This is a genomic window from Candidatus Deferrimicrobiaceae bacterium (assembly GCA_035256765.1).
Lineage (GTDB): Bacteria > Desulfobacterota > Deferrimicrobia > Deferrimicrobiales > Deferrimicrobiaceae > CSP1-8.
Genome location: DATEXR010000048.1, coordinates 1 through 18475 on the forward strand (window position 1 = coordinate 1; position 18475 = coordinate 18475).

At 65.0% G+C, this 18475-nt stretch carries 19 protein-coding genes; 13 read left to right on the top strand and 6 right to left on the bottom strand.

The genetic code is table 11. The features are described 5' to 3' along the window. Both VJ307_01510 and VJ307_01515 read right to left on the bottom strand, forming a co-directional pair. Positions 1–396 (bottom strand): ABC transporter permease subunit (locus VJ307_01510; protein HJX72805.1); only part of this gene is annotated, 396 nt, incomplete at its 3' end. Between the two features lie 71 nt (positions 397–467). Beyond that, positions 468–1382, bottom strand: coding sequence for a transporter substrate-binding domain-containing protein (locus tag VJ307_01515; protein ID HJX72806.1), 915 nt, complete (start codon positions 1380–1382; stop codon positions 468–470). A gap of 306 nt (positions 1383–1688) precedes the next feature. Between VJ307_01515 and rtcA the strand changes: the two genes are divergently transcribed. Further along, a complete protein-coding gene (rtcA, locus tag VJ307_01520) occupies positions 1689–2756 on the top strand; it encodes an RNA 3'-terminal phosphate cyclase (protein ID HJX72807.1) in 1068 nt (355 codons plus the stop codon). A 57-nt stretch (positions 2757–2813) separates the two neighbouring features. Further along, positions 2814–3179 carry a Mut7-C RNAse domain-containing protein gene (locus tag VJ307_01525; GenBank protein HJX72808.1) on the top strand — a complete coding sequence of 122 codons (366 nt, stop codon included), beginning with the start codon at positions 2814–2816 and terminating at the stop codon, positions 3177–3179. Here the strand turns inward: VJ307_01525 and VJ307_01530 are convergent. After that, on the bottom strand, positions 3174–3506 hold the full coding sequence (locus VJ307_01530) for a hypothetical protein (GenBank protein HJX72809.1): 333 nt from the start codon (positions 3504–3506) through the stop codon (positions 3174–3176). The genes VJ307_01525 and VJ307_01530 overlap by 6 nt on opposite strands. Before the next feature lie 125 nt (positions 3507–3631). Here VJ307_01530 and VJ307_01535 point away from each other — a divergent pair, with 125 nt between their 5' ends. The 10 genes from VJ307_01535 to VJ307_01580 all read left to right on the top strand — a co-directional run bounded on the left by VJ307_01535 (position 3632) and on the right by VJ307_01580 (position 13545). Further along, entirely contained in the window at positions 3632–4264 is a 633-nt protein-coding gene (locus tag VJ307_01535) for a class I SAM-dependent methyltransferase (protein ID HJX72810.1), read from the top strand. A gap of 142 nt (positions 4265–4406) precedes the next feature. Next, entirely contained in the window at positions 4407–4775 is a 369-nt protein-coding gene (locus VJ307_01540) for a rhodanese-related (seleno)protein (protein ID HJX72811.1), read from the top strand. Continuing rightward, entirely contained in the window at positions 4724–5455 is a 732-nt protein-coding gene (locus tag VJ307_01545; GenBank protein HJX72812.1) for an SOS response-associated peptidase, read from the top strand. Before VJ307_01540 ends, VJ307_01545 begins: the two co-directional genes overlap by 52 nt. 174 nt (positions 5456–5629) lie before the next feature. Next, complete coding sequence (locus VJ307_01550) at positions 5630–6526, top strand: phosphosulfolactate synthase (protein ID HJX72813.1); 897 nt, start codon at positions 5630–5632, stop codon at positions 6524–6526. A gap of 5 nt (positions 6527–6531) precedes the next feature. Beyond that, positions 6532–7932, top strand: a complete 1401-nt coding sequence (locus VJ307_01555; protein HJX72814.1) for an MmgE/PrpD family protein — start codon at positions 6532–6534, stop codon at positions 7930–7932. Between the two features lie 301 nt (positions 7933–8233). Then, positions 8234–9247, top strand: coding sequence for a pyruvate dehydrogenase (acetyl-transferring) E1 component subunit alpha (gene pdhA, locus VJ307_01560; protein HJX72815.1), 1014 nt, complete (start codon positions 8234–8236; stop codon positions 9245–9247). A gap of 9 nt (positions 9248–9256) precedes the next feature. After that, positions 9257–10228 (top strand): alpha-ketoacid dehydrogenase subunit beta, encoded by a 972-nt coding sequence (locus tag VJ307_01565; protein HJX72816.1) that lies wholly within the window; start codon positions 9257–9259, stop codon positions 10226–10228. An 87-nt stretch (positions 10229–10315) separates the two neighbouring features. Next, a complete protein-coding gene (locus VJ307_01570) occupies positions 10316–11572 on the top strand; it encodes a dihydrolipoamide acetyltransferase family protein (protein ID HJX72817.1) in 1257 nt (418 codons plus the stop codon). 6 nt (positions 11573–11578) lie between these two features. Next, the gene (locus tag VJ307_01575) at positions 11579–11830 is read left to right on the top strand and encodes a hypothetical protein (GenBank protein HJX72818.1); all 252 of its coding nucleotides are present in this window, start codon (positions 11579–11581) and stop codon (positions 11828–11830) included. Positions 11831–12240: 410 nt separating this feature from the next. Beyond that, a complete protein-coding gene (locus tag VJ307_01580) occupies positions 12241–13545 on the top strand; it encodes an NAD(P)/FAD-dependent oxidoreductase (protein HJX72819.1) in 1305 nt (434 codons plus the stop codon). A gap of 231 nt (positions 13546–13776) precedes the next feature. Here the strand turns inward: VJ307_01580 and VJ307_01585 are convergent, their stop codons facing one another. Continuing rightward, on the bottom strand, positions 13777–14154 hold the full coding sequence (locus VJ307_01585; protein ID HJX72820.1) for a DUF393 domain-containing protein: 378 nt from the start codon (positions 14152–14154) through the stop codon (positions 13777–13779). After that, positions 14151–14273 (bottom strand): hypothetical protein, encoded by a 123-nt coding sequence (locus VJ307_01590; protein HJX72821.1) that lies wholly within the window; start codon positions 14271–14273, stop codon positions 14151–14153. Before VJ307_01590 ends, VJ307_01585 begins: the two co-directional genes overlap by 4 nt. A gap of 209 nt (positions 14274–14482) precedes the next feature. Here VJ307_01590 and VJ307_01595 point away from each other — a divergent pair, with 209 nt between their 5' ends. Beyond that, positions 14483–17125, top strand: a complete 2643-nt coding sequence (locus tag VJ307_01595; GenBank protein HJX72822.1) for a PEP/pyruvate-binding domain-containing protein — start codon at positions 14483–14485, stop codon at positions 17123–17125. Here VJ307_01595 and VJ307_01600 read toward each other — a convergent pair. Beyond that, complete coding sequence (locus tag VJ307_01600) at positions 17099–18193, bottom strand: Fic family protein (protein ID HJX72823.1); 1095 nt, start codon at positions 18191–18193, stop codon at positions 17099–17101. The two genes, VJ307_01595 and VJ307_01600, sit on opposite strands and share 27 nt — an antisense overlap. Positions 18194–18475 lie beyond the last annotated feature (282 nt).

Here is an 18475-nt window from a genome sequence, read left to right on the forward strand (position 1 = left end):
GATCCCTGCCCGCACCTGCTCGGCGATCCGGGCGGAGGTGAACAGCCCGAGGCAGACCGTCGCGGTGACGAACTCCTTGGCCGGCATCTCCTGCTTGACCCACAGGGAGAGGTTCCGGGGGAGGAATTCCGGCACCACGAAAAACCAGAGAAACATCTGCACCAGGAGGGGGATGTTCCGGAACAGCTCCACGTAGGCGTTCCCCAGCCGGACCAGCCAGGTCCGGGGGGTCGTGCGGACGGTGCCGATCGCGAACCCCAGGAGGAGGGCGATGATCCACGAGCAGAGGGAGACGGCTAAGGTCCAGTTGAGGCCGGTAAGGATCCAGGAGAGATAGGTCTCCTCGCCCCCCTTGATCTTGTCGAAGTAGATCCCCCAGTGCCAGTGGTAGTTCATCTTCTCCTCGGCGGCCGGGAAGCGAAATGGGGCGAGGGGAGTTCTTCCCTCGCCCCTTCTCGAAATCTACCCTACTTCTTGTTGTAGAACTCCGCCGGCGCGTCGCTCGGGTTCTTGATCAGCTCCTTGAGCGTGTCGCTCATCGCGAAGTTCATGTTGACGTTCTTCGGCGGGATCGGGGACAGGAACCACTTGCTGTAGAGCTTCTCGATCTCGCCGCTCTTGATCAGTCCCCGGATGGTGTCGTCGGCCACCTTCTTGAACGCGGGGTCGTCCCTGCGCATCATGATCGCGATCGGCTCGATGTTGAGCACCTCGCCGACGATCGCGTACTCCTGGGGATTCTTCGAGCTGGTGACGAGCCCGGCCAGCAGGTTGTCGTCCATCACGAAGGCGACGGCCCGGTCGGTCTCCAGCAGGAGGAAGGAATCGGAGTGGTCCTTCCCGTACACCTCCTTGAAGTCGATCCCCTTCGCCTTCTCGTGGGCGCGCATGAGCTGCACCGAGGTGGTGCCGCTCGTGGTGGCGACCGTCATTCCTCCGAGCTGGCCCAGGCTGGTGATCCCCGAGGCCTTTTTTACCGCCATGCGCACGTTGGTCACGAATGTGGTCAGGGCGAAGGCCACCTGCCTCTGGCGCGCCTCGTTGTTCGTGGTCGACCCGCACTCGATGTCCACCGTGCCGTTGGTGACCAGGGGGATCCGGTTCTGGGAGGTCACCGGCTGGTGCTGGACCTTGAGGTCGGCCATCTTGAGCTCCTTCTTCACCGCGTCCACGATCTTGTTGCAGATTTCGATGTGGTAGCCGATCGGCTGCTGCTTGTCGTCGAGGTAGGACAGCGGGTACGAGGACTCCCGGATCCCCATCGTGATCGTCCCGGATTCCTTCACCTTCTTCAGGGTCCCTGTGAGGTCCTCGGCGAAGACCGAGGTCGCCGCAAGCATGCCGGCGAGCAAAAACAGCGACAGACCTAGACGGAATTTCATGGTGATCTCCTCTCCGTTAAGTGGTTTTCGGGACGGGGGAGCCGGATTTCCCGTTCCCGATCCGTATCCATTCCCCGGACATTTCGGTTTCGTATTCCTGAGGACGAATCCCTCGCTCCTGCAGGCAATCCGTTTCCGGCCTGCAGGATCCCGATTTTCGGATTAGACGTAGTATATAGCAAAGTTCCTCAATTCCAGAAATCCTTCCTTGCCTTGAGGGAGCGGCCTGCGGGCGTACCCGCCCCCCCCGTGTGGAGCCGGTGCGGGGGACGCGATACACTGGTTTCGGGGGAAGGGGACCGGGGGATGATCGAGATCGACGGAAGCCAGGGGGAAGGCGGGGGGCAGATCCTGCGGACGGCCCTTGGCCTTTCCTGCTTTTCCGGAAAGCCGTTCCGGATCGTCAACATCCGCAAGGGGCGGAAGCGCCCGGGGCTTATGCCCCAGCACCTTGCCTCCGTCCGGGCGGCGCGGGAGATCTCCGGCGCGGAAGTTGCGGGCGACCGGGAAGGATCCGTCGAACTCGTCTTCTCGCCGGGAGAGGTGAAGGGGGGAACCTATTCCCTGGACGTGGGCACGGCGGGCTCCACCCTTCTCGTGCTGCAGACGATCGTGCCGGCGCTCGTGTTCGCCCGGGAAAAGAGCATCGTTACGATCCGGGGAGGGACCCACGTGCCGTTTTCCCCCTCCTTCCATTACGCGGCCCATGTGCTCGTCCCGGCGCTGCGCCGGATCGGGACCGATCTTTCCCTCGGCATCGGGTCGTACGGGTTCTACCCCAGGGGGGGAGGGGAGATCCGCGCGGAGATCAGCCCCCCGGCAAGGATCCGGCCGCTTTCCCTCATCGAGAGGGGCCGGGTCCTCGGCGTTACGGGATGGTCCGCCGTGGGGAACCTTCCGATGGCCATCGCCTTGCGCCAGCGGGACGCGGCCCGGAAGGTGCTTGCGTCCCGAATGGGAAACGAGACGTTCCCCGTCGAGATCGAGGCCCTCTCCGTGCCGACGCCGGGACAGGGAACGTTCCTGTTCCTCCTCCTCGAGACGGAGCACTCCGTCGCCGGGTTCGCCTCCCTCGGGGAACGGGGGAAACGGGCGGAAGAGGTGGGGGAGGAAGCGGCGGCCGCGCTCGCGGACCACTGGCAGGCGGGGGCGGCTCTCGATCCGCACCTTCCGGACCAGCTGGCGCCGTTGCTCTCCCTGTGCGCGGGGGGCTCCGCCTTCACCACGTCCCGGGTCACGGAACACCTGGTGACCAATCTCGGGACGATCGAATTGTTCCGTAATTTCTCCCCTACTATCGAGGGGGAGGTCGGGCGGCCCGGGATGGTCCGGATCGGCCCCGGCGCCGGCGCCTTTGGGGCCGGTGGACGGTGAACCGATGGAAACGCAGAGGCGGTTTTTCGCCGACGCCATGCTCGGGAAGCTCGCCAAATGGCTTCGGATCCTCGGGGGCGACGGGAAGGGCGCGTCATCCTTACGCGGGACACCCTCCTGATCCGGAGGAGGGAGGTGCGGGACAACCATTTTTTCGTCCGCGGCGACTCATACCGGGACCAGCTCCGTCAGGTGGTGGCCCATTTCCGCATCGACCCGTCGGAGGGACTGTTCACCCGTTGCGTGCGGTGCAACGAGCCGCTGGAGGAAGTGCGCAAGCCGCGCGTGGCCGGGAAGGTTCCCCCGCAGGTCTATCAGACGCAGGAGTCGTTCGGCTCCTGCGCATGTTGCGGGAGGATCTACTGGAAAGCCACCCACTGGGAGGAGATAGAGAGGCACCGGAAGGAGATGCTCCGCCTATGAACGCTTTGCGCCGATGGCGAAAAGCGGCGGAGAGATCGATTCCCCCCGGCAGAGCGGGCATCTGCCGGGCTTGTCCGGCCTCTCCCGTTTCCGGAACGTGAAGCCGCAGGCGTTGCATTCCGCGGGGGTGACCAGGAGTCGTTCCCTGAGCCGTCCGACGGTCTTTTTCACGTGGGGGAGGTGCGCGTATACCTCCTTCTCCGGAATGCCGGCGCGTGCGGAGATCTGCAGGGCGCTCAAGGGGGGGCCCGAGAGGAGGGAGAGGATCTTCCGGCGGATCGTCTCCTTCCGGTCGGGAGGGGCGATCGGCTTTTCCGGTCCGGTCATGGAACCGCCTCTTCCTCCTTGACCGCGGTCCCCGGGGAGAAAAAAGATCTCCGCCGGGTTCGATGCGGGCTCGTTTCATTGTATCGTGTCAAGGAGCCCGGCCGGGAGAGGAGATGGCCGTGGAGATGTTTCTTCCCGAAGACCTGAAGCGCTATGTCGAGGAGCACGCCGGCCCCGTCCCTCCCTTGCTCGAGGAACTCGAGCGGGAGACGCGAAAGAGGACGGACTCCCCCGGGATGCTGACCGGAAAGGTCGAGGGGGTTTTCCTCAGGATGCTGGTGCGCGTCTCGGGGGCGAGGAAGGTTCTCGAGATCGGGACCTTCACCGGATATTCCGCCCTCCTGATGGCGGAGGGGCTTCCGGCGGACGGGGAACTGGTCACCTGCGAGATCTCCGAGGAGCACGCCGCCCTCGCGCAAAGGTACTTCGATAGGAGCCCGAACGGGCGCAAGATCCGGCTCGCCCTCGGGCCCGCCGCCGATACGCTGCGCGGAATCCCCGACGGGAGCGTCGATTTCGTGTTCATCGACGCCGACAAGGAGCGCTATCCTTTTTATTACGAGGAGTGCGTCCGGGTCCTTCGAAGCGGGGGGTTGATCGCGGCCGACAACGTGCTCTGGTACGGACGTGTTCTCTCGCCGGAAGACGAGGACTCGCGGGCGATCGTGCGGTTCAACCGGACGGTTATGGGCGACGACCGGGTGGAGAAGGTGATGCTTCCGGTCCGCGACGGGGTCTACCTCATCCGCAAGCGGTAAGGGGGGAAAGGTCCGGCCGTCTTTTCCCGGAAAGGAATCCCGGCGGGCGCGGAGACGATCCAATCGAAGGAACATACCGGGACGGAAAGGAGGTCTCATGGGGCGGAAACGATGCTTGCTGCTTGCCGTGGCCCTGGCCGCGATGTTCGTTTTTCCGGCGGCCGGGTCGGGGGCCGCGGTCGACGGGGTTCCGAGGATGTCCAAGGAGGAGTTGAAAGGACTTCTGGGGAAGCCGGACGTGGTGGTGCTGGATGTGCGCCTCGACGGAGGACTTGCGCCGAGCCGGATCGCGGGGGCGTTGCACGAGGACCCGGAAAAGATCGATTCCTGGGCGGGAAAGTACGCGCGGGAGAAAAGAATCGTCCTGTACTGTTCCTGAGTCAACGAGGCCACGAGCGCCCGGGTGGCGCTGCGTCTCAAGACTCTCGGGTTCGGGAAGGTCTACGCCCTGAAAGGCGGATGGCACGAATGGTCCGCCGCCGGGTTTCCGACGGAGAGGACAAGGAGATAGCAAAAACGATGTGCGGGCGCTTCACCCTGTTCGATTCCTCCGATTCCCTGGCCGAGCGGTTCGGCCTGGGGGAGGCGACGTCCCTCTCGCCGCGCTACAACATCGCTCCCTCCCAGGCGGTGGCCGTCGTGCGGATTCCCGCGGAGGGGGCGGACCGGGAACTTGCCCTGCTGCGCTGGGGGTTCGTCCCCTCCTGGGCGAAGGACCCCTCCGTCGGATCCAGAATGATCAACGCCCGCGCGGAGACCGCACCCGAGAAGCCCGCCTTCCGCGCGGCGATCCGGCGCAGGCGTTGCCTGGTGCCCGCCGACGGGTTCTACGAGTGGAAGCACGCCGGGGGGAGGAAACAGCCGTACTACGTCCGGATGCGCGACGGAGGGACCTTCGCCTTCGCCGGGATCTGGGAGATCTGGAAGGGGGAGGGGGGCGACCCGATCGAGTCGTGCGCCCTGCTCACCACCGGCCCGAACGAACTCCTCGAGCCGATCCACGACCGGATGCCCGTGATCATCCCCCCCGGGGGCTACGATCTCTGGCTTTCCCCCATGGTTCACGACCCGTCGGCGCTCATCCCCTTTTTCGCCCCCTATCCCGCCGGGGAGATGACCGCCTACCCGGTGCGGACCCTGGTGAACAATCCGAAAATGGACGAGCCGGCCTTGATCGAACCGCTCCACTGACCTCTTTCTCCTTTCCCCCACCGTTCCGGGAAAATTTCCCGAGGAAAAACAGCCGGAACCGTATCTCCGGGGAGGAGGAACTTCTCCTGCCAGGAATTCATCTTAATAAAAGGGAAGGCATTTTGGAGACCCGAGAAGAAAACCGGGAGAAGTTGCGTGAAAGGAGGAACGGAGATGGAACGGACAACGGAGCGAAGTTTCGATTTTCTGCCCATAAACGAACGGGGTCGAAAACCGCGCAAAACCGGGATCACGGAGATGCGCGGGCCTTACTACGCGCCGGTGGGGAAACGGTACCTGCAGGACATCTTCGAGACGATGGGCGCGTATGTCGACATCTTCAAGTTCAGCGGGGGGTCCTTCCGGCTGATGCCGAAGAAGGCGGTTTCGGACCTGATCGACACCTGCCACGAGCATGATGTCCTGGTGTCCACGGGGGGGTTCATCGAACGGGTGCTGACCCACGGACCCGGGATGGTGGACCGGTATCTCGAGGAATGCCGGGAGATGGGATTCGACATCGTGGAGGTATCGAGCGGATTCATCAGCGTCCCGCTGGACGACCTGCTGGGCATCGTGGCGAGGGTCCACGAGCTCGGGATGAAAGCGAAGCCGGAGGTCGGCATCCAGTTCGGCGCCGGGGGGGCAAGCTCCGTCGAGGAGCTCGAGGCCGAGGGGACCTCGGACCCGTCCCAGGCCATCCGGGCGGCGAAACGGTACCTGGAGGCCGGCGCGCACCTGATCATGGTGGAGTCGGAAGGGATCACGGAGAACGTGAGGAGCTGGCGGACCGACGTGGTCTCGAAGATCGTCAACGAGCTCGGGCTCGACAAAGTGATGTTCGAGGCCGCCGACCCCGAGGTGTTCAGCTGGTACATCAAGAACTTCGGGCCGGACGTAAACCTCTTCGTCGATCACTCCCAGGTGGTTCAGCTGGAAGCCTTGCGGTCCGGCATCTGGGGGACGAAGAGCACGTGGGGCCGCATCGTGACCTACCGGGGGAAACCGGAGAAGCCGGCGACTGCCCGGCCGAAGCTGGTGGAGCCTCCGGCCAAGAGCGGGAAGAGGTGATCGCCATGGCGAGCTTCGACCATCTCGCGGAAGCGATCGGGACCGGGCGCGAGCTGTCGCGCTCGGAGGAACTGGCGGCGTGCGTGGAGCGGGCGGGATGGGAGGACCTCTCGCCCGCGGCGCGGGAGGCCCTGAAAATCCGCGTGCTCGACTCTTTGGGGTGCGCCTTCGGGGCGTTGTCGGGAGAGCCCGTCCGGATGATCCGCCGGGACATCGAGGAGTTCGGGGGAAATCCGCTGTGCACCCTGATCGGGGGAGGGAAGACCTCCCCCGACCGGGCCGCCTTCTATAACGGGGCGCTGGTCCGGTACCTGGACTACAACGACTCCTACCTGGCCCCGGGCGAGACGTGCCACCCCAGCGACAACCTCGGGGCGGTCCTGGCGGCGTCGGAGTACGCCCAGGCCTCGGGGCGGCAGTTCCTTACGGCGCTGGCCGTGGCGTACCAGGTGCAGTGCCGCCTGTGCGACGCGGCGCCGGTGCGGGCCCGGGGGTTCGACCACACGACCCAGGGGGCGTTCGCGAGCGCCGCGGGAGCGGCCAAGGCTATTGCGCTTCCCATGGCGCAGGTCGCCAACGCACTAGGAATATCGGGGACGGCGAACAACGCGCTGCGCGTCACCCGCACCGGCGAGCTTTCCCACTGGAAGGGGCTTGCCTACCCGGACACGGCGTTCAACGGTCTGCGCGCCGCGTTCCTTGCGATGCGCGGTGTGACGGGCCCCCGGGAGGTCTTCGAGGGGAACAAGGGATGGTGCCAGACGATCGCGGGCGACTTCGAACTGGACTGGTCGCAGGAGGACCTCGAGCGGGTCCTGCGGACCATCCTCAAGAAGTACAACGCCGAGATCCACTCCCAGTCGGCGATCGAGGGGATGATCGAGTTGATGGGGGAACGAGGGTTCTCCGGGGCCGACATCGGCAGGATCCGGATCGACATCTTCGATGTCGCCCACCTGATCATCGGGGGCGGTGTGGAGGGGGACAAGACGATCGTCCGTACGAAGGAGGAGGCCGACCACAGCCTGCCCTACATGGTGGCTGTCGCCGCCCTGGACGGGCAGGTGATGCCCGCGCAGTACGAGCCGGAACGGATCGGGCGCAAGGACGTCCAGTCGCTCCTGCGCAAGGTGAACGTGGTCCCGAACCTGGAATATTCGAAGCGGTTCCCGGATGAGCACTGCTGCAACATCACGGTGACGCTTAAGGACGGGAGGTTCTTCGCGAAAGAGAAGGCCGACTATGAAGGGTTCCACACCCGGCCGATGTCGTGGGAGCGGGTGATCGGGAAGTTCGAGGGGCTCGCCGAAGATGCGATCGAGCCCTCGCGGCGGCGGGAGGTCGTCGACGCCGTACGCCGGCTCGACGGGATCGCCGTGAAGGACCTGATGGCGATTCTGGGATAATGCCGGCGCCGGATCGCCGGGAAACGACAACCAAGCGGCCCCGGGGGGCGAAATCCCCCCGGGGTTTCCCACAAATCCCGTAATCGGATCCACGCCTGCGGATTCGGAGTCGCAGACGACGCCGAAATCCCCCCCCGCCCTTGGATATTGCCGGATTCCTCAGGAAAATGAAACCATTTCAGGGGAATGGAAATCGCAATATCATGGGAAGTCTAGGGGATTGGTAACAGAATCACCCCATGACCCGGCAACGAGGGGATTTTCCGCGGTCCGTGCCGCAGGGGGATACGGGAGACAGCAGATGGGCGGTGCGATACGGTCGAATATCTCCGAGTCGGACAGGGACAGGATGCGCGTGACCAGGGAGGAGGCGCTGGCCCTGTTCCGCAAGATGAGCCAGATCCGGCGCTTCGAGGAACGCGCGGAAGAGGCGTACGGGCGGGGCATGATCGGCGGGTTTCTCCACCTGTACATCGGGGAGGAAGCCATCGCGGTCGGAGCCTTGGCCGGACTTGAGCCGGAAGACGACGTGGTCACCCATTACCGGGACCACGGCTACGTTCTGGCCAGGGGCGTCGAACCGAAACGGGTGATGGCGGAACTGTACGGCAAGTCGACCGGACTCGGCAAGGGAAAGGGCGGCTCGATGCACATGGCGGACGTCCGGCGCCACCTGTGGGGCGGCTACGCCATCGTCGGGGGGCACGTCCCGCTGGCGGCAGGGCTGGCGCTTGCGAACCAGTACCGGAACCTGCCGAGGGTCGTTTCCTGTTTCCTGGGAGAGGGTGCGACGAACATCGGAACGTTCTTCTCAAGCCTGAACATCGCGGCATTGTGGAAATTGCCGCTCATCGTCATCGTCGAAAACAACCGCTACGGGATGGGCACGGCGGTCAAGCGCGCTTCCGCGGTCGAGGAGACGTATCGGAAGGCGAGTGCGTTCAATATCCCGGCGGTCCGGATCGACGGGAACGACGTCCTCGCCGTACGGGACGCCGTGCGCGACATGGCCCGAACGGCGCGGGCAGGCGGCGGTCCGCAGATGATCGAGGCGATGACGTATCGGTTCCGCGGCCACTCGATGGGAGACCCGCAGCGGTACCGCGGCCGGGAGGAGGTGGAAGCGGCGAAAGCGGCCGACCCGATCGATCGGTGGCGCCGAACCATCCTGGAACGGAATCTGGCGGAGGAGGAGGAATTGGAAAGGGTTACCGGCGAGATCGAGACCGAGTTGGAGGAGGCCGTCCGGTTCGCGGAGGAGAGCCCCGCTCCCGAGCCGGGCGAGCTTTGCTTCGACGTCGTGGTCGAGGAATAGGAGACTGCCATGGCCCTGAAGACCTACCGGGACGCCCTGCGTGAGGCGCTGCGCGAAGAAATGATCCGCGACGAACGCGTGCTGATCATGGGACAGGAGGTCGGCGTGTGGGGAGGGACCTACGCGGTCACGCGCGGACTCCTGGACGAATTCGGGGAGAAGCGCGTCATCGACACGCCGATTGCGGAAGAAGCGATCGTCGGGGCGGCGGTCGGCGCGGCGATGGGGGGGTTGCGCCCGGTCGCGGAGCTGATGACGATCAATTTCAGCCTGGTGGCGATGGACCAGATCGTCAACAACATGGCGAAGATCCGCTTCATGTTCGGGGGGCAGATGACGATTCCGCTGGTCGTCCGCACGCCCGCCGGCTGGGGGCAGCTGGCGGCGACCCATTCGCAGACCTTCGAATCCTGGTTCGCACATATCCCCGGGTTGACCGTAGTGATGCCGTCGACCCCGGCCGACGCCAAAGGCCTGCTGAAAACCGCGATTCGGTCCGAGAACCCGGTGATGTTCATCGAGCACGCGCGCCTTTACGGCATCAAGGGCGAGGTACCGGAGGAAGAGTACACCTTGCCGATGGGCGTTCCGGACGTCAAACGCGCGGGACGGGACGTGACGATCGTGACGTATTCGCGGATGGTGAACGTCGCCCTGGAGGCGGCGGAAACGCTCGCGAGGAACGGCATCGAATGCGAGGTGGTCGACCTGCGCACGCTGCGGCCGCTCAACCTGGCAGCGGTCTACGGGTCGGTGGAAAAGACGCATCGTGCGATCATTCTCGAAGAGGATTGGACGACGTGCGGGATGGGCGCCGAAATCGCCGCGCGCATCGGCCGTGACCGGTTCGACTCCCTCGACGCCCCGGTGGAGCGCCTCGGCCAGGTGGAGGCGCCGATGCCGTACGCCAAGAATCTCGAGGCGTTGATGTTCCCCGACGAGGCGCTGCTCATCGATAAAATCAGGGGAATGATTGCGTAAGCCGCCCCGCCGGCCCCCGGCCTCGCGCGAACGGGACACGCCTGCGTCCGGAAAGATGCTCTTGCCCGAAGCGGAAAGGAGGTGCGTGTGGCGACCGAGGTGATCATGCCCTCTCTGGGGTTCGACATGGTCGAGGGAGTCGTGGCCCGCTGGCTGAAGAAGGAAGGGGATCCGGTAGAAAAAGGGGAGGCCATTGTCGAGATCGAAACGGAAAAGGCCAGCGTCGAGGTCGAGGCGGCCGTCTCGGGAGTCCTGCAAAAGATCATCGTTCCCGCGGGAGAAACCGTGGCGGTCGGGACGGTGATCGGCCTGATCGCCGCCCCCGATGAGATGCCCGCCGGCAGATCCGCGGAAAAACCCGAAAGGCGGGAACCGTCGACTCTTCCGTCCGTATCATCCGCGGACGGACCGGAGAAAGCCCGGGAGAAGCCGAAAAAGCCGGCGGAGGAACGGATCGTAGAGCCCGAAGAGGCAGGACCGCCGGGGCGCAGGGTAAAAGCCTCTCCCGTCGCGCGCAAGATGGCGGAAGAAGCGGGTATCGATCTGGCCCGAATCAAGGGGAGCGGCCCCGACGGCCGCGTCTTGGAGCGCGATGTTCAGGCGGCGATGGGTGCAAAACCGTCACCGGCGGAGCCGAAAACCGGTGCCGGCGTTCCCGCCGGCGAGCTTGTCCCCATGAGCCGGATGCGGAAGGCGATCGCCCGAAGGATGGCCGAGAGCAAGGCGAAGGCGCCGCATTTTTACGTCACCGTCGACGTCAACATGGACGAAGCGATGAACATGCGGGAACAACTGAACCGTATCGCCCCCGAATCCGAAAAAATTTCCGTCAACGATCTGATCGTGGCGGCGGCGGCCAGGACGCTGGCCCGGGTTCCGGATATGAACGCGACGTATCGCGGGGAGACTCTCGAGAAACATTCCCGGATCGACATCGGCATCGCGGTGGCGCTCCCGGACGGGCTGATCCCCCCCGTGCTGCGCAGTGCGGACAGGAAAACGTTGCGTCAGATCGCGGCCGGGTCCAAAGAGCTGAGCGAGCGCGCACGCGCCGGCAGGCTGCGTTCCGAGGACCTGGGCTCCGGGACGTTTACGATATCCAACCTGGGGATGTTCGACGTGGAGGAATTCATCGCGATCATCAACCCGCCGGAAGCCGCCATCCTCGCGGTCGGGGCGGTGACCCCGCGTCCGATCGCCGCCGGAGGGGAGGTCCGGATCGCCTCGATGATGAAAGCGACGTTGTCGGTGGACCATCGCGTGGCCGACGGCGCGCAGGCCGGCCGCTTCATGCAGGAACTCAAGAAGCTGTTGGAGAACCCGGTCAATCTCCTTGCCGAGTAGGCGGACATGAAGCGGGTTCGACAGGGAATTCTCCTTTCCGCCGTCGCGGTTGGCATTTCGCTGATTGCCGCCGTTTGCCGGCATTCCGTGGAGGAGATCCATTATCGGAAGTCGTTCTTCCCGGCAAGGTTTACCGTGGAAGAAGCCTGTTACGCCAGCATCGTGGAGCTGGTGAAAATAGCGATCATCACTGTACCGGTCCCGGTCGTCATCGCTGCCTGCCTTTGTCTGCTGCACTATTTCCACAAGGAACCTTGAAGAGAGGACCATTTCCCGCAGACCGGTGTTCGGTCCGGTTGCAACGTACCTCGCTTCCTCCGGGAAAGGTCGTTCTCGACGGGAAACCGGGTCGCTTCAAGCTAAATCTAAATAGCTGGGGGGGCGCCTATCCCGGTGTCGCCTAAGCAAGGGACGTCCAACCTCCCGACCGAGGCGACGCCAACCAGGGATGGAAACCGGATGCCGGGCGATTCCCGGCGAGGACGCGTCACCCTTTTTCGTCGTCGGGTGACCGAACCGGGAGGGTTCTCTCTTTCAACGATGGTCAAAAGCATCCGGTCGCCGGCGAATTCTGGATGCACGGAAGGGGCTTCGGGATGGAGACGCAGGCGGCTGGACAGACGAGGAGGAGCTTGCAGGAAAAACCGAACGGAAATCCACCCCGCGTTGTGATCGTCGGGGCGGGGTTCGCGGGGCTGTGGGCAGCGAGGGCATTGGCCCGCCGTTCCGTGGACGTTCTGCTCCTCGATCGGAACAATTATCACCTGTTTCTGCCACTGCTCTACCAGGTGGCGGCGGCGGAGCTGGAAGCGGAAGACATCGCCAGTCCCGTGCGGAGTATTTTGCGGGGCCTCCCGAACGTGGGATTCATTCTTTCCGAGGTCCGGCGGATCAATCCGGACGCACGGGAGGTGGAAACCGATGCCGGGAGAATTCCGTTCGATTACCTCGTCCTCGCGGCGGGATCGACCTCCCACTTCTTCGGAATCCCCGGGGCGCCCGAGCATTCGTTTCCCCTGAAGACGCTGGCGGAGGGTGTCGGTCTCCGGAATCGGATTCTCCGGTCGTTCGAGAGGGCTGCTCGAGAGACGGATCTCAATCGGCGCGCGGCCGCCCTCACCTTCGTCATCGTGGGCGGCGGCGCGACCGGCGTGGAGTTCAGCGGCGCGCTCGCGGAACTGATCCACGGCCCCCTGCGGAAGGATTTCCCGTCCCTGGACTTCCGGGAAGCAAGGGTGCTGGTGATCGAGGCGAAAGACGGACTTCTCTCCGGGATGCCGGAGACCCTCCGCCGGTATGCCCTGAAGCGGCTCACCCGGAAAGGGATCGACGTGCGCCTGGGGACGACGGTGCGCTTGGTCGCGGAAAACGGCGTCCACCTGGAAGACGGTACCTTCATCCCCTCGGAAACAACGGTGTGGACGGCGGGTGTGCGCGGCGAATCCTTCGAGGGAATCCGAAGCGTGCCGCTATCCCCGGACAGACGGGTGAAGGTGACGCCGACCCTCGAGCTGCCGGGATATCCCGGGATTTACGCCGTCGGGGATCTGGCGTACTTCGAGGAAGCAGGAAAAGCGCTCCCGATGATGGCGCCTGTCGCCATCCAGATGGGAACAGCGGCTGCCGGGAGCATCGTGAGACAAATCGCCGGCAAGGCCCCGCTCCCGTTTCGGTACCGGGACCCGGGCTCCATGGTGATCCTGGGCCGCAATGCGGCGGTGGCGCATCTTCGGGGGCGAAGGTATACGGGATTTCCTGCGTGGATCGTCTGGCTTTCCGTCCATATCTACCAGTTGATCGGATTCCGCAACCGTCTGGTCGTGATGATCAACTGGGCCTGGGACTATTTCTTTTTCGAGCGGGCGGTGCGGATCATCCTGCCCGAATCACGGCCGGGAGAAGGCGTCCCGGCCGACGAGGCGTCGCCACGTCCCGCAAGCGACGGGAAGAAGGCGCGCGGCGGACGATGGTAGGGTCGCGGGTTGTCTCGCGCCCCGGGGTGTATTTCGTTTCAGATCGCCCGCAGCGCCTGGTCGAAGTCGTCGAGGATGTTCTCGATCGCCTCGATCCCCACCGAGACGCGCACCGGCTGGAACGGATCGTTTTCCATTCGCGCGGGATCGGTCAAGGTGTCCCCGGGGCTCGTTTTCCCCGGGCGGGGTCCGCCGACCCATTCCCCGGAATCGGAACGGGTGGTTTTTTCTTCAACGATCCGGTTTTCCGAAACGGCGGGAAATGCGATGCCTCCTCGCGGCGAACCACCGGTAGAAGGCGCGGGAGAGGATCCCGGCTCCCGGGAGACGGAACAGAGCGGCGGCCCATCGCCACCCCTTAAGCCGGAGGAGGATCTCGGGGACGGCTTGCTCGCCGGCGAGTACCTTCCCGTCAGGAAGGAACAGGTGCATCGCCTCGAGGCATGCGTTCTTCTCGATGGTGGGGAAACGGCGGGGAAGGTCCTCCGAGTGGCAGGAGAGGAACTCGAAATCGTCCGGGCCGGACCGGGCCCGGATCCAGTCGGCCGCGCCCTGGCAGACGGGGCACTCCCCGTCGTAGATGAGGACGGGTTTCTCCTGCCCCTTCACCGGGAAAGAATTTCCCGAAGGCGGTAGGTTACGCCCCGGACGACGAGCGTCGCCGCCCCGGAGCCGACCTCGCCGTACGCTTTCTCCATCTCTTCCCGGGCGCGCCCGTGCCGGTCCATGCCCTCATTATACATGGCGGCGTGGGTCGCCCGGACCGGGGCTTCGGGAGGGAGACGGCCGCCGACCGGATGGCGGAAAGGGATTTCGTCATATACTATTCCCGTGCGCAGCGGGACGGCGCCCCCCGCGGATGCCGCTCTTCCTGCGACAGCCCGCAGCGCGCCGGGGTTGCGCACGGACGAGGGTAGAGGCCGGGCAGGGAGGACGCATGGACACGGAAAATGCAATCCCGGGGACCGGGCTGCCCAGCCTGGACCGGGTGATCCAGGGGGTGATCCCGGGCGACAACATCGTCTGGCAGATCGACCTGATCGGGGACTACGCCGTCCTGGTGGAGTCGTTCTCCGCGAACGCGCTCCGGAACGGCAGGAAGCTCGTCTACTTCCGGTTCGCCCGCCACCCGGCGCTCCTTTCCGCCGATTGCGACGCGGAGATCCATGTCCTAACCCCCGAGGTCGGGTTCGAGACGTTCACCGCCCAGATCCACAAGGTGATCGAACGTTCGGGAAGGGGTGCGTACTACGTGTTCGACTGCCTGTCGGACCTGGCCGCCGACTGGTACAGCGACCTGATGCTGAGGAATTTCTTCATGGTGACCTGCCCGTACCTCTTCGAGCTGGAAACCGTGACGTACTTCGCGCTCTTCCGGGGCTTCCACTCCTCCGATGCCGTCTCCGCCATCCGGGAGACGACGCAGCTCCTGCTCGACATCTTCCGGCACGGGGACAAGCTCTACGTGCACCCCCTGAAGGTCGACCACCGGTACTCCCCGACGATGTATCTTCCCCACGTCTGGGAAAAAGAGGATTTCCTCCCGGTGGCCGAAAGCTCCGTCCTGTCGGACGTGCTGGCCGATCTCACCTCCCTGCGGGGCGACTCCGTCTCCCGGACGCTCGACATCTGGGACCGGAAGTTCCTCCAGGCGCAGCAGGCCCAGGAGGAGATCCAAAAGGGGGCGATGCCAGCGGGGGAGGCGCAGGAACTCTACCGGTGGCTTCTGCGCATGGCGGTGACCCGCGACGAGCGGATCACCGCCCTCGCTTCGAAGTCTCTTGATTTGTCCGACATTCTCGCCATCCGGAAGCGCATGATCGGAACGGGGCTGATCGGTGGGAAGTCGGTCGGGATGCTCCTGGCGCGGGCCATCCTCTGCCGGACGGACGGGAAGTGGCGGTCCAAGCTGGAGAGGCACGACTCGTTCTACATCGGGTCGGACGTCTTTTACACCTACCTCGTCCGGAACGGCTGCTGGGGGATCCGGAGGAGCCAGCGGAGCCCCGCGACCTTCCTGGACGGGGCCGAGGAGGTGCAGCGGAAGATCCTTTCGGGCACCTTCCCCCGCTTCCTCCGGGAGCAGTTCGTGGCCATGCTCGAATACTTCGGCCAGTCCCCGATCATCGTCCGCTCGAGCAGCCTCCTCGAGGACGGCTTCGGCAACGCGTTCACGGGGAAGTACGAAAGCGTCTTCTGCCCGAACCAGGGGTCCCCGGAGGACCGGCTGGCCTCTTTCCTGTCGGCGGTCAAGACCGTCTACGCGAGCAGCATGAGCCGGGAGGCCCTGCTCTACCGGGCCCACCGGGGACTTCTCGACCGGGACGAGCAGATGGCGATCCTCGTGCAGCGGGTGTCCGGCGCCATTTACGGCCCCATGTTCTACCCGCAGATCGCGGGCGTCGGGCTTTCGTACAATCCGTATGCGTGGAGCGAGTATATCGAGCCCGAGGCCGGCGTCGTCCGGCTGGTCTTCGGGCTGGGGACGAGGGCGGTCAACCGGAGCGATGACGACTACACGCGGGTGATCGCGTTGAACGCGCCGCTTCGACGGCCGGAGGCGAACCTCGACGAGGTGATGGAATACGCCCAGAGGCGGGTCGACGTCCTCGACCTCGCGGAGAACCGGTTCCGTTCCCTCCTCTTCGACGAGGTCGTCAAAACCAGCCCTTCCCTGCCGGTCGGGATGTTCGCCTCCCGGAAGAGCCTCTCCCGGGGAGGCGACAGAGACGGGGGGGGAGGCCCGGCCTCCCCGGGGATCCTGACGTTCGACCAGCTCCTTTCGAAGACGGCCTTCGTGGAGGATATGCGGGAGATGATGAAAATCCTGCGGGACGCCTACGAATACCCCGTCGACATCGAATTCACCGCGAATTTCCTGTCCGATGGAGGCTACCGGATCAATCTCGTCCAGTGCCGCCCGCTGCAGGTGCGGGAGGGCGGCCGGATCATCGCCGTCCCCTCCAACCTCCCTCCGGAGGATGTCGTTCTCGAAGCCCAGGGAACGATCGTCGGGCAAAGCTCCTTCACCACCATCGACCGGCTGATCTATGTCGAGCCCGCCGCCTACATGGAGCTGCCGATCACCGACCGGTATTCCGTCGCACGAATGATCGGGAGGCTGACCCACGCGGAGGAGGAAGGAGAGACGAGGAAAACGATCATGCTCCTCGGCCCGGGCCGGTGGGGGACGAGCACCCCGTCGCTCGGGGTCCCCGTATCCTTCGCGGAAATCAATACGGTATCGGTCCTGTGCGAGATCGTGGGCATGCACGGGACCGTCGTCCCCGACGTCTCCCTCGGCACCCACTTCTTCAACGACCTGGTCGAGGCGGACATGCTCTATCTCGCTCTCTTCCTCGGGAAAAAGGGGAATTCCCTCAACGAGGAATTCTTCCGGAGGAGCAGGAACCGTCTCGCCGACCTGGTGCCGGAAGAGGCCGGGTGGTCCGATGTCGTCCGCGTCATCGACATCCCCGAGGCCCCCGGAGGTCGCGCTCTCTACCTGAACGCCAATTCCCCCGGCCAGAGGGCGGTCTGCTACCTTGCCGGCTTAGGAGAGGGGCTTCTCCCCGGGTAAGAGGGGAGTGCGGAGGTACCGAGCGGCCCGGCCCGCTCCCGCGCGGCGGACCAGGTTCCATTCATAAAGGCGTGCCAGGACCTGCTTGGCGGTGTCGCGGGGGATGCCGAGCTCGCGGCGGACCAGCCGGATGCTCACCTCCCCGTGCCGGTCGAGAAGGGAGAGGACGGCCTGCTGGTTTCCCGAAAGGTGGTCTTCGCGGGGACGCCCTTCCACGAGGGGGCGAAGTTCCCGGGCGTGCGCCTGCAGCACGTCGAGGAAGGCCCGAAGCCACGGCATGATGTCCGGATCCGGGGTGTTCCGCTTCGCCTGGGCCCGTCGCAGGGCGAGGGAATAGTCCATCTCCCGGTCCGAGACGATGGCATACAGCGAGAGGTACGGAATGTGCGCGTAGCCGTGCTTGAGAAGGAGGAAGCCGGCGAGGATACGGCTCATTCTCCTGTTCCCGTCCGCGAAGGGGCGGATGGCGAGGAACTCGAGAAGGAAGGAGGCGATGACCAGGAGCGGGTGGAAGGCCGGGGAGCCGAGGCGGGCCGTCGTCCAGTGCACAAGATTTTCCATTTCCCGCGGGACGAGATGCGGCTCCGTGGGGCGCAGCGCCGGGGATTCCATCCCCCCGCGGACGTACGCAGGCGACCTGTCGGGAACTTCCTTGTACCGTCCCCGCTGCGCCCGGTGGGCGGCGGAATGCCGGAACAGCTGCCCATGGAACCGGAGGATGAGGTCCTGTCCGAACTCCATGTCGCGGTACCCGCGAAAGACCGACCGCAACAGTTCCGCGTGCCCGGCCCTCGATGCGGACACCCCGGATCCCGTCCCGACGGCGCGCCGCCGCCCCCACGTCGGATTCCGCGGGGGGGAAAAGGAGGCCCGGGAGGCATTCCGTGCGGATATGTCCGACGAAACCTCGATCGTCCTTTCCTGCAGTCGCGTGAGGACCGACGGGCAGGCGTTGCCACGGCCTTGCCACCACCCCCGGAACTCGTCGATTCCGGAGATCCTCCCGGCCAGTTCGTGGAGCGCGGCGGCAGGAAGTTCCATAAGCCTTGCGTCAAGCCGTTCCTCCATCGGCCCCTCCCGGATTTCTCCGTAGTATAACCGATTACCCCCGATTCCGCCCAACGTGCTTGACGGGAGCGGCAGGGGAGGTACATTCGGGAGAAGCGGGCGGCCGGGCAGGCCGCTACTTCGCATTCATTCCGAGGAGGAAGGGTATGGCTCTGACGCAAAGGCTGGAGGCGTTGTACCAGGACGTGATCAAGAGAAACCCGGGGGAGGCCGAGTTCCACCAGGCGGTGAAGGAGGTTCTCGATTCGCTGGGGCCGGTTCTCGTCAAGTATCCGGAGATCG

What these genes read in the sequence shown, in the direction of transcription:
- VJ307_01595 (HJX72822.1), top strand. Translation starts at nt 14,483, where the DNA reads ATGGACACGGAAAATGCAATCCCGGGGACCGGGCTGCCCAGCCTGGAC.
- VJ307_01525 (HJX72808.1), top strand. Translation starts at nt 2,814, where the DNA reads ATGGCTTCGGATCCTCGGGGGCGACGGGAAGGGCGCGTCATCCTTACG.
- VJ307_01590 (HJX72821.1), bottom strand. Translation starts at nt 14,273, where the DNA reads ATGGACCGGCACGGGCGCGCCCGGGAAGAGATGGAGAAAGCGTACGGC.
- VJ307_01575 (HJX72818.1), top strand. Translation starts at nt 11,579, where the DNA reads ATGAAGCGGGTTCGACAGGGAATTCTCCTTTCCGCCGTCGCGGTTGGC.
- VJ307_01600 (HJX72823.1), bottom strand. Translation starts at nt 18,193, where the DNA reads ATGGAGGAACGGCTTGACGCAAGGCTTATGGAACTTCCTGCCGCCGCG.
- VJ307_01555 (HJX72814.1), top strand. Translation starts at nt 6,532, where the DNA reads ATGGCGAGCTTCGACCATCTCGCGGAAGCGATCGGGACCGGGCGCGAG.
- VJ307_01545 (HJX72812.1), top strand. Translation starts at nt 4,724, where the DNA reads ATGGCACGAATGGTCCGCCGCCGGGTTTCCGACGGAGAGGACAAGGAG.
- VJ307_01550 (HJX72813.1), top strand. Translation starts at nt 5,630, where the DNA reads ATGGAACGGACAACGGAGCGAAGTTTCGATTTTCTGCCCATAAACGAA.
- VJ307_01530 (HJX72809.1), bottom strand. Translation starts at nt 3,506, where the DNA reads ATGACCGGACCGGAAAAGCCGATCGCCCCTCCCGACCGGAAGGAGACG.
- VJ307_01515 (HJX72806.1), bottom strand. Translation starts at nt 1,382, where the DNA reads ATGAAATTCCGTCTAGGTCTGTCGCTGTTTTTGCTCGCCGGCATGCTT.
- rtcA (HJX72807.1), top strand. Translation starts at nt 1,689, where the DNA reads ATGATCGAGATCGACGGAAGCCAGGGGGAAGGCGGGGGGCAGATCCTG.
- VJ307_01535 (HJX72810.1), top strand. Translation starts at nt 3,632, where the DNA reads ATGTTTCTTCCCGAAGACCTGAAGCGCTATGTCGAGGAGCACGCCGGC.
- pdhA (HJX72815.1), top strand. Translation starts at nt 8,234, where the DNA reads ATGGGCGGTGCGATACGGTCGAATATCTCCGAGTCGGACAGGGACAGG.
- VJ307_01565 (HJX72816.1), top strand. Translation starts at nt 9,257, where the DNA reads ATGGCCCTGAAGACCTACCGGGACGCCCTGCGTGAGGCGCTGCGCGAA.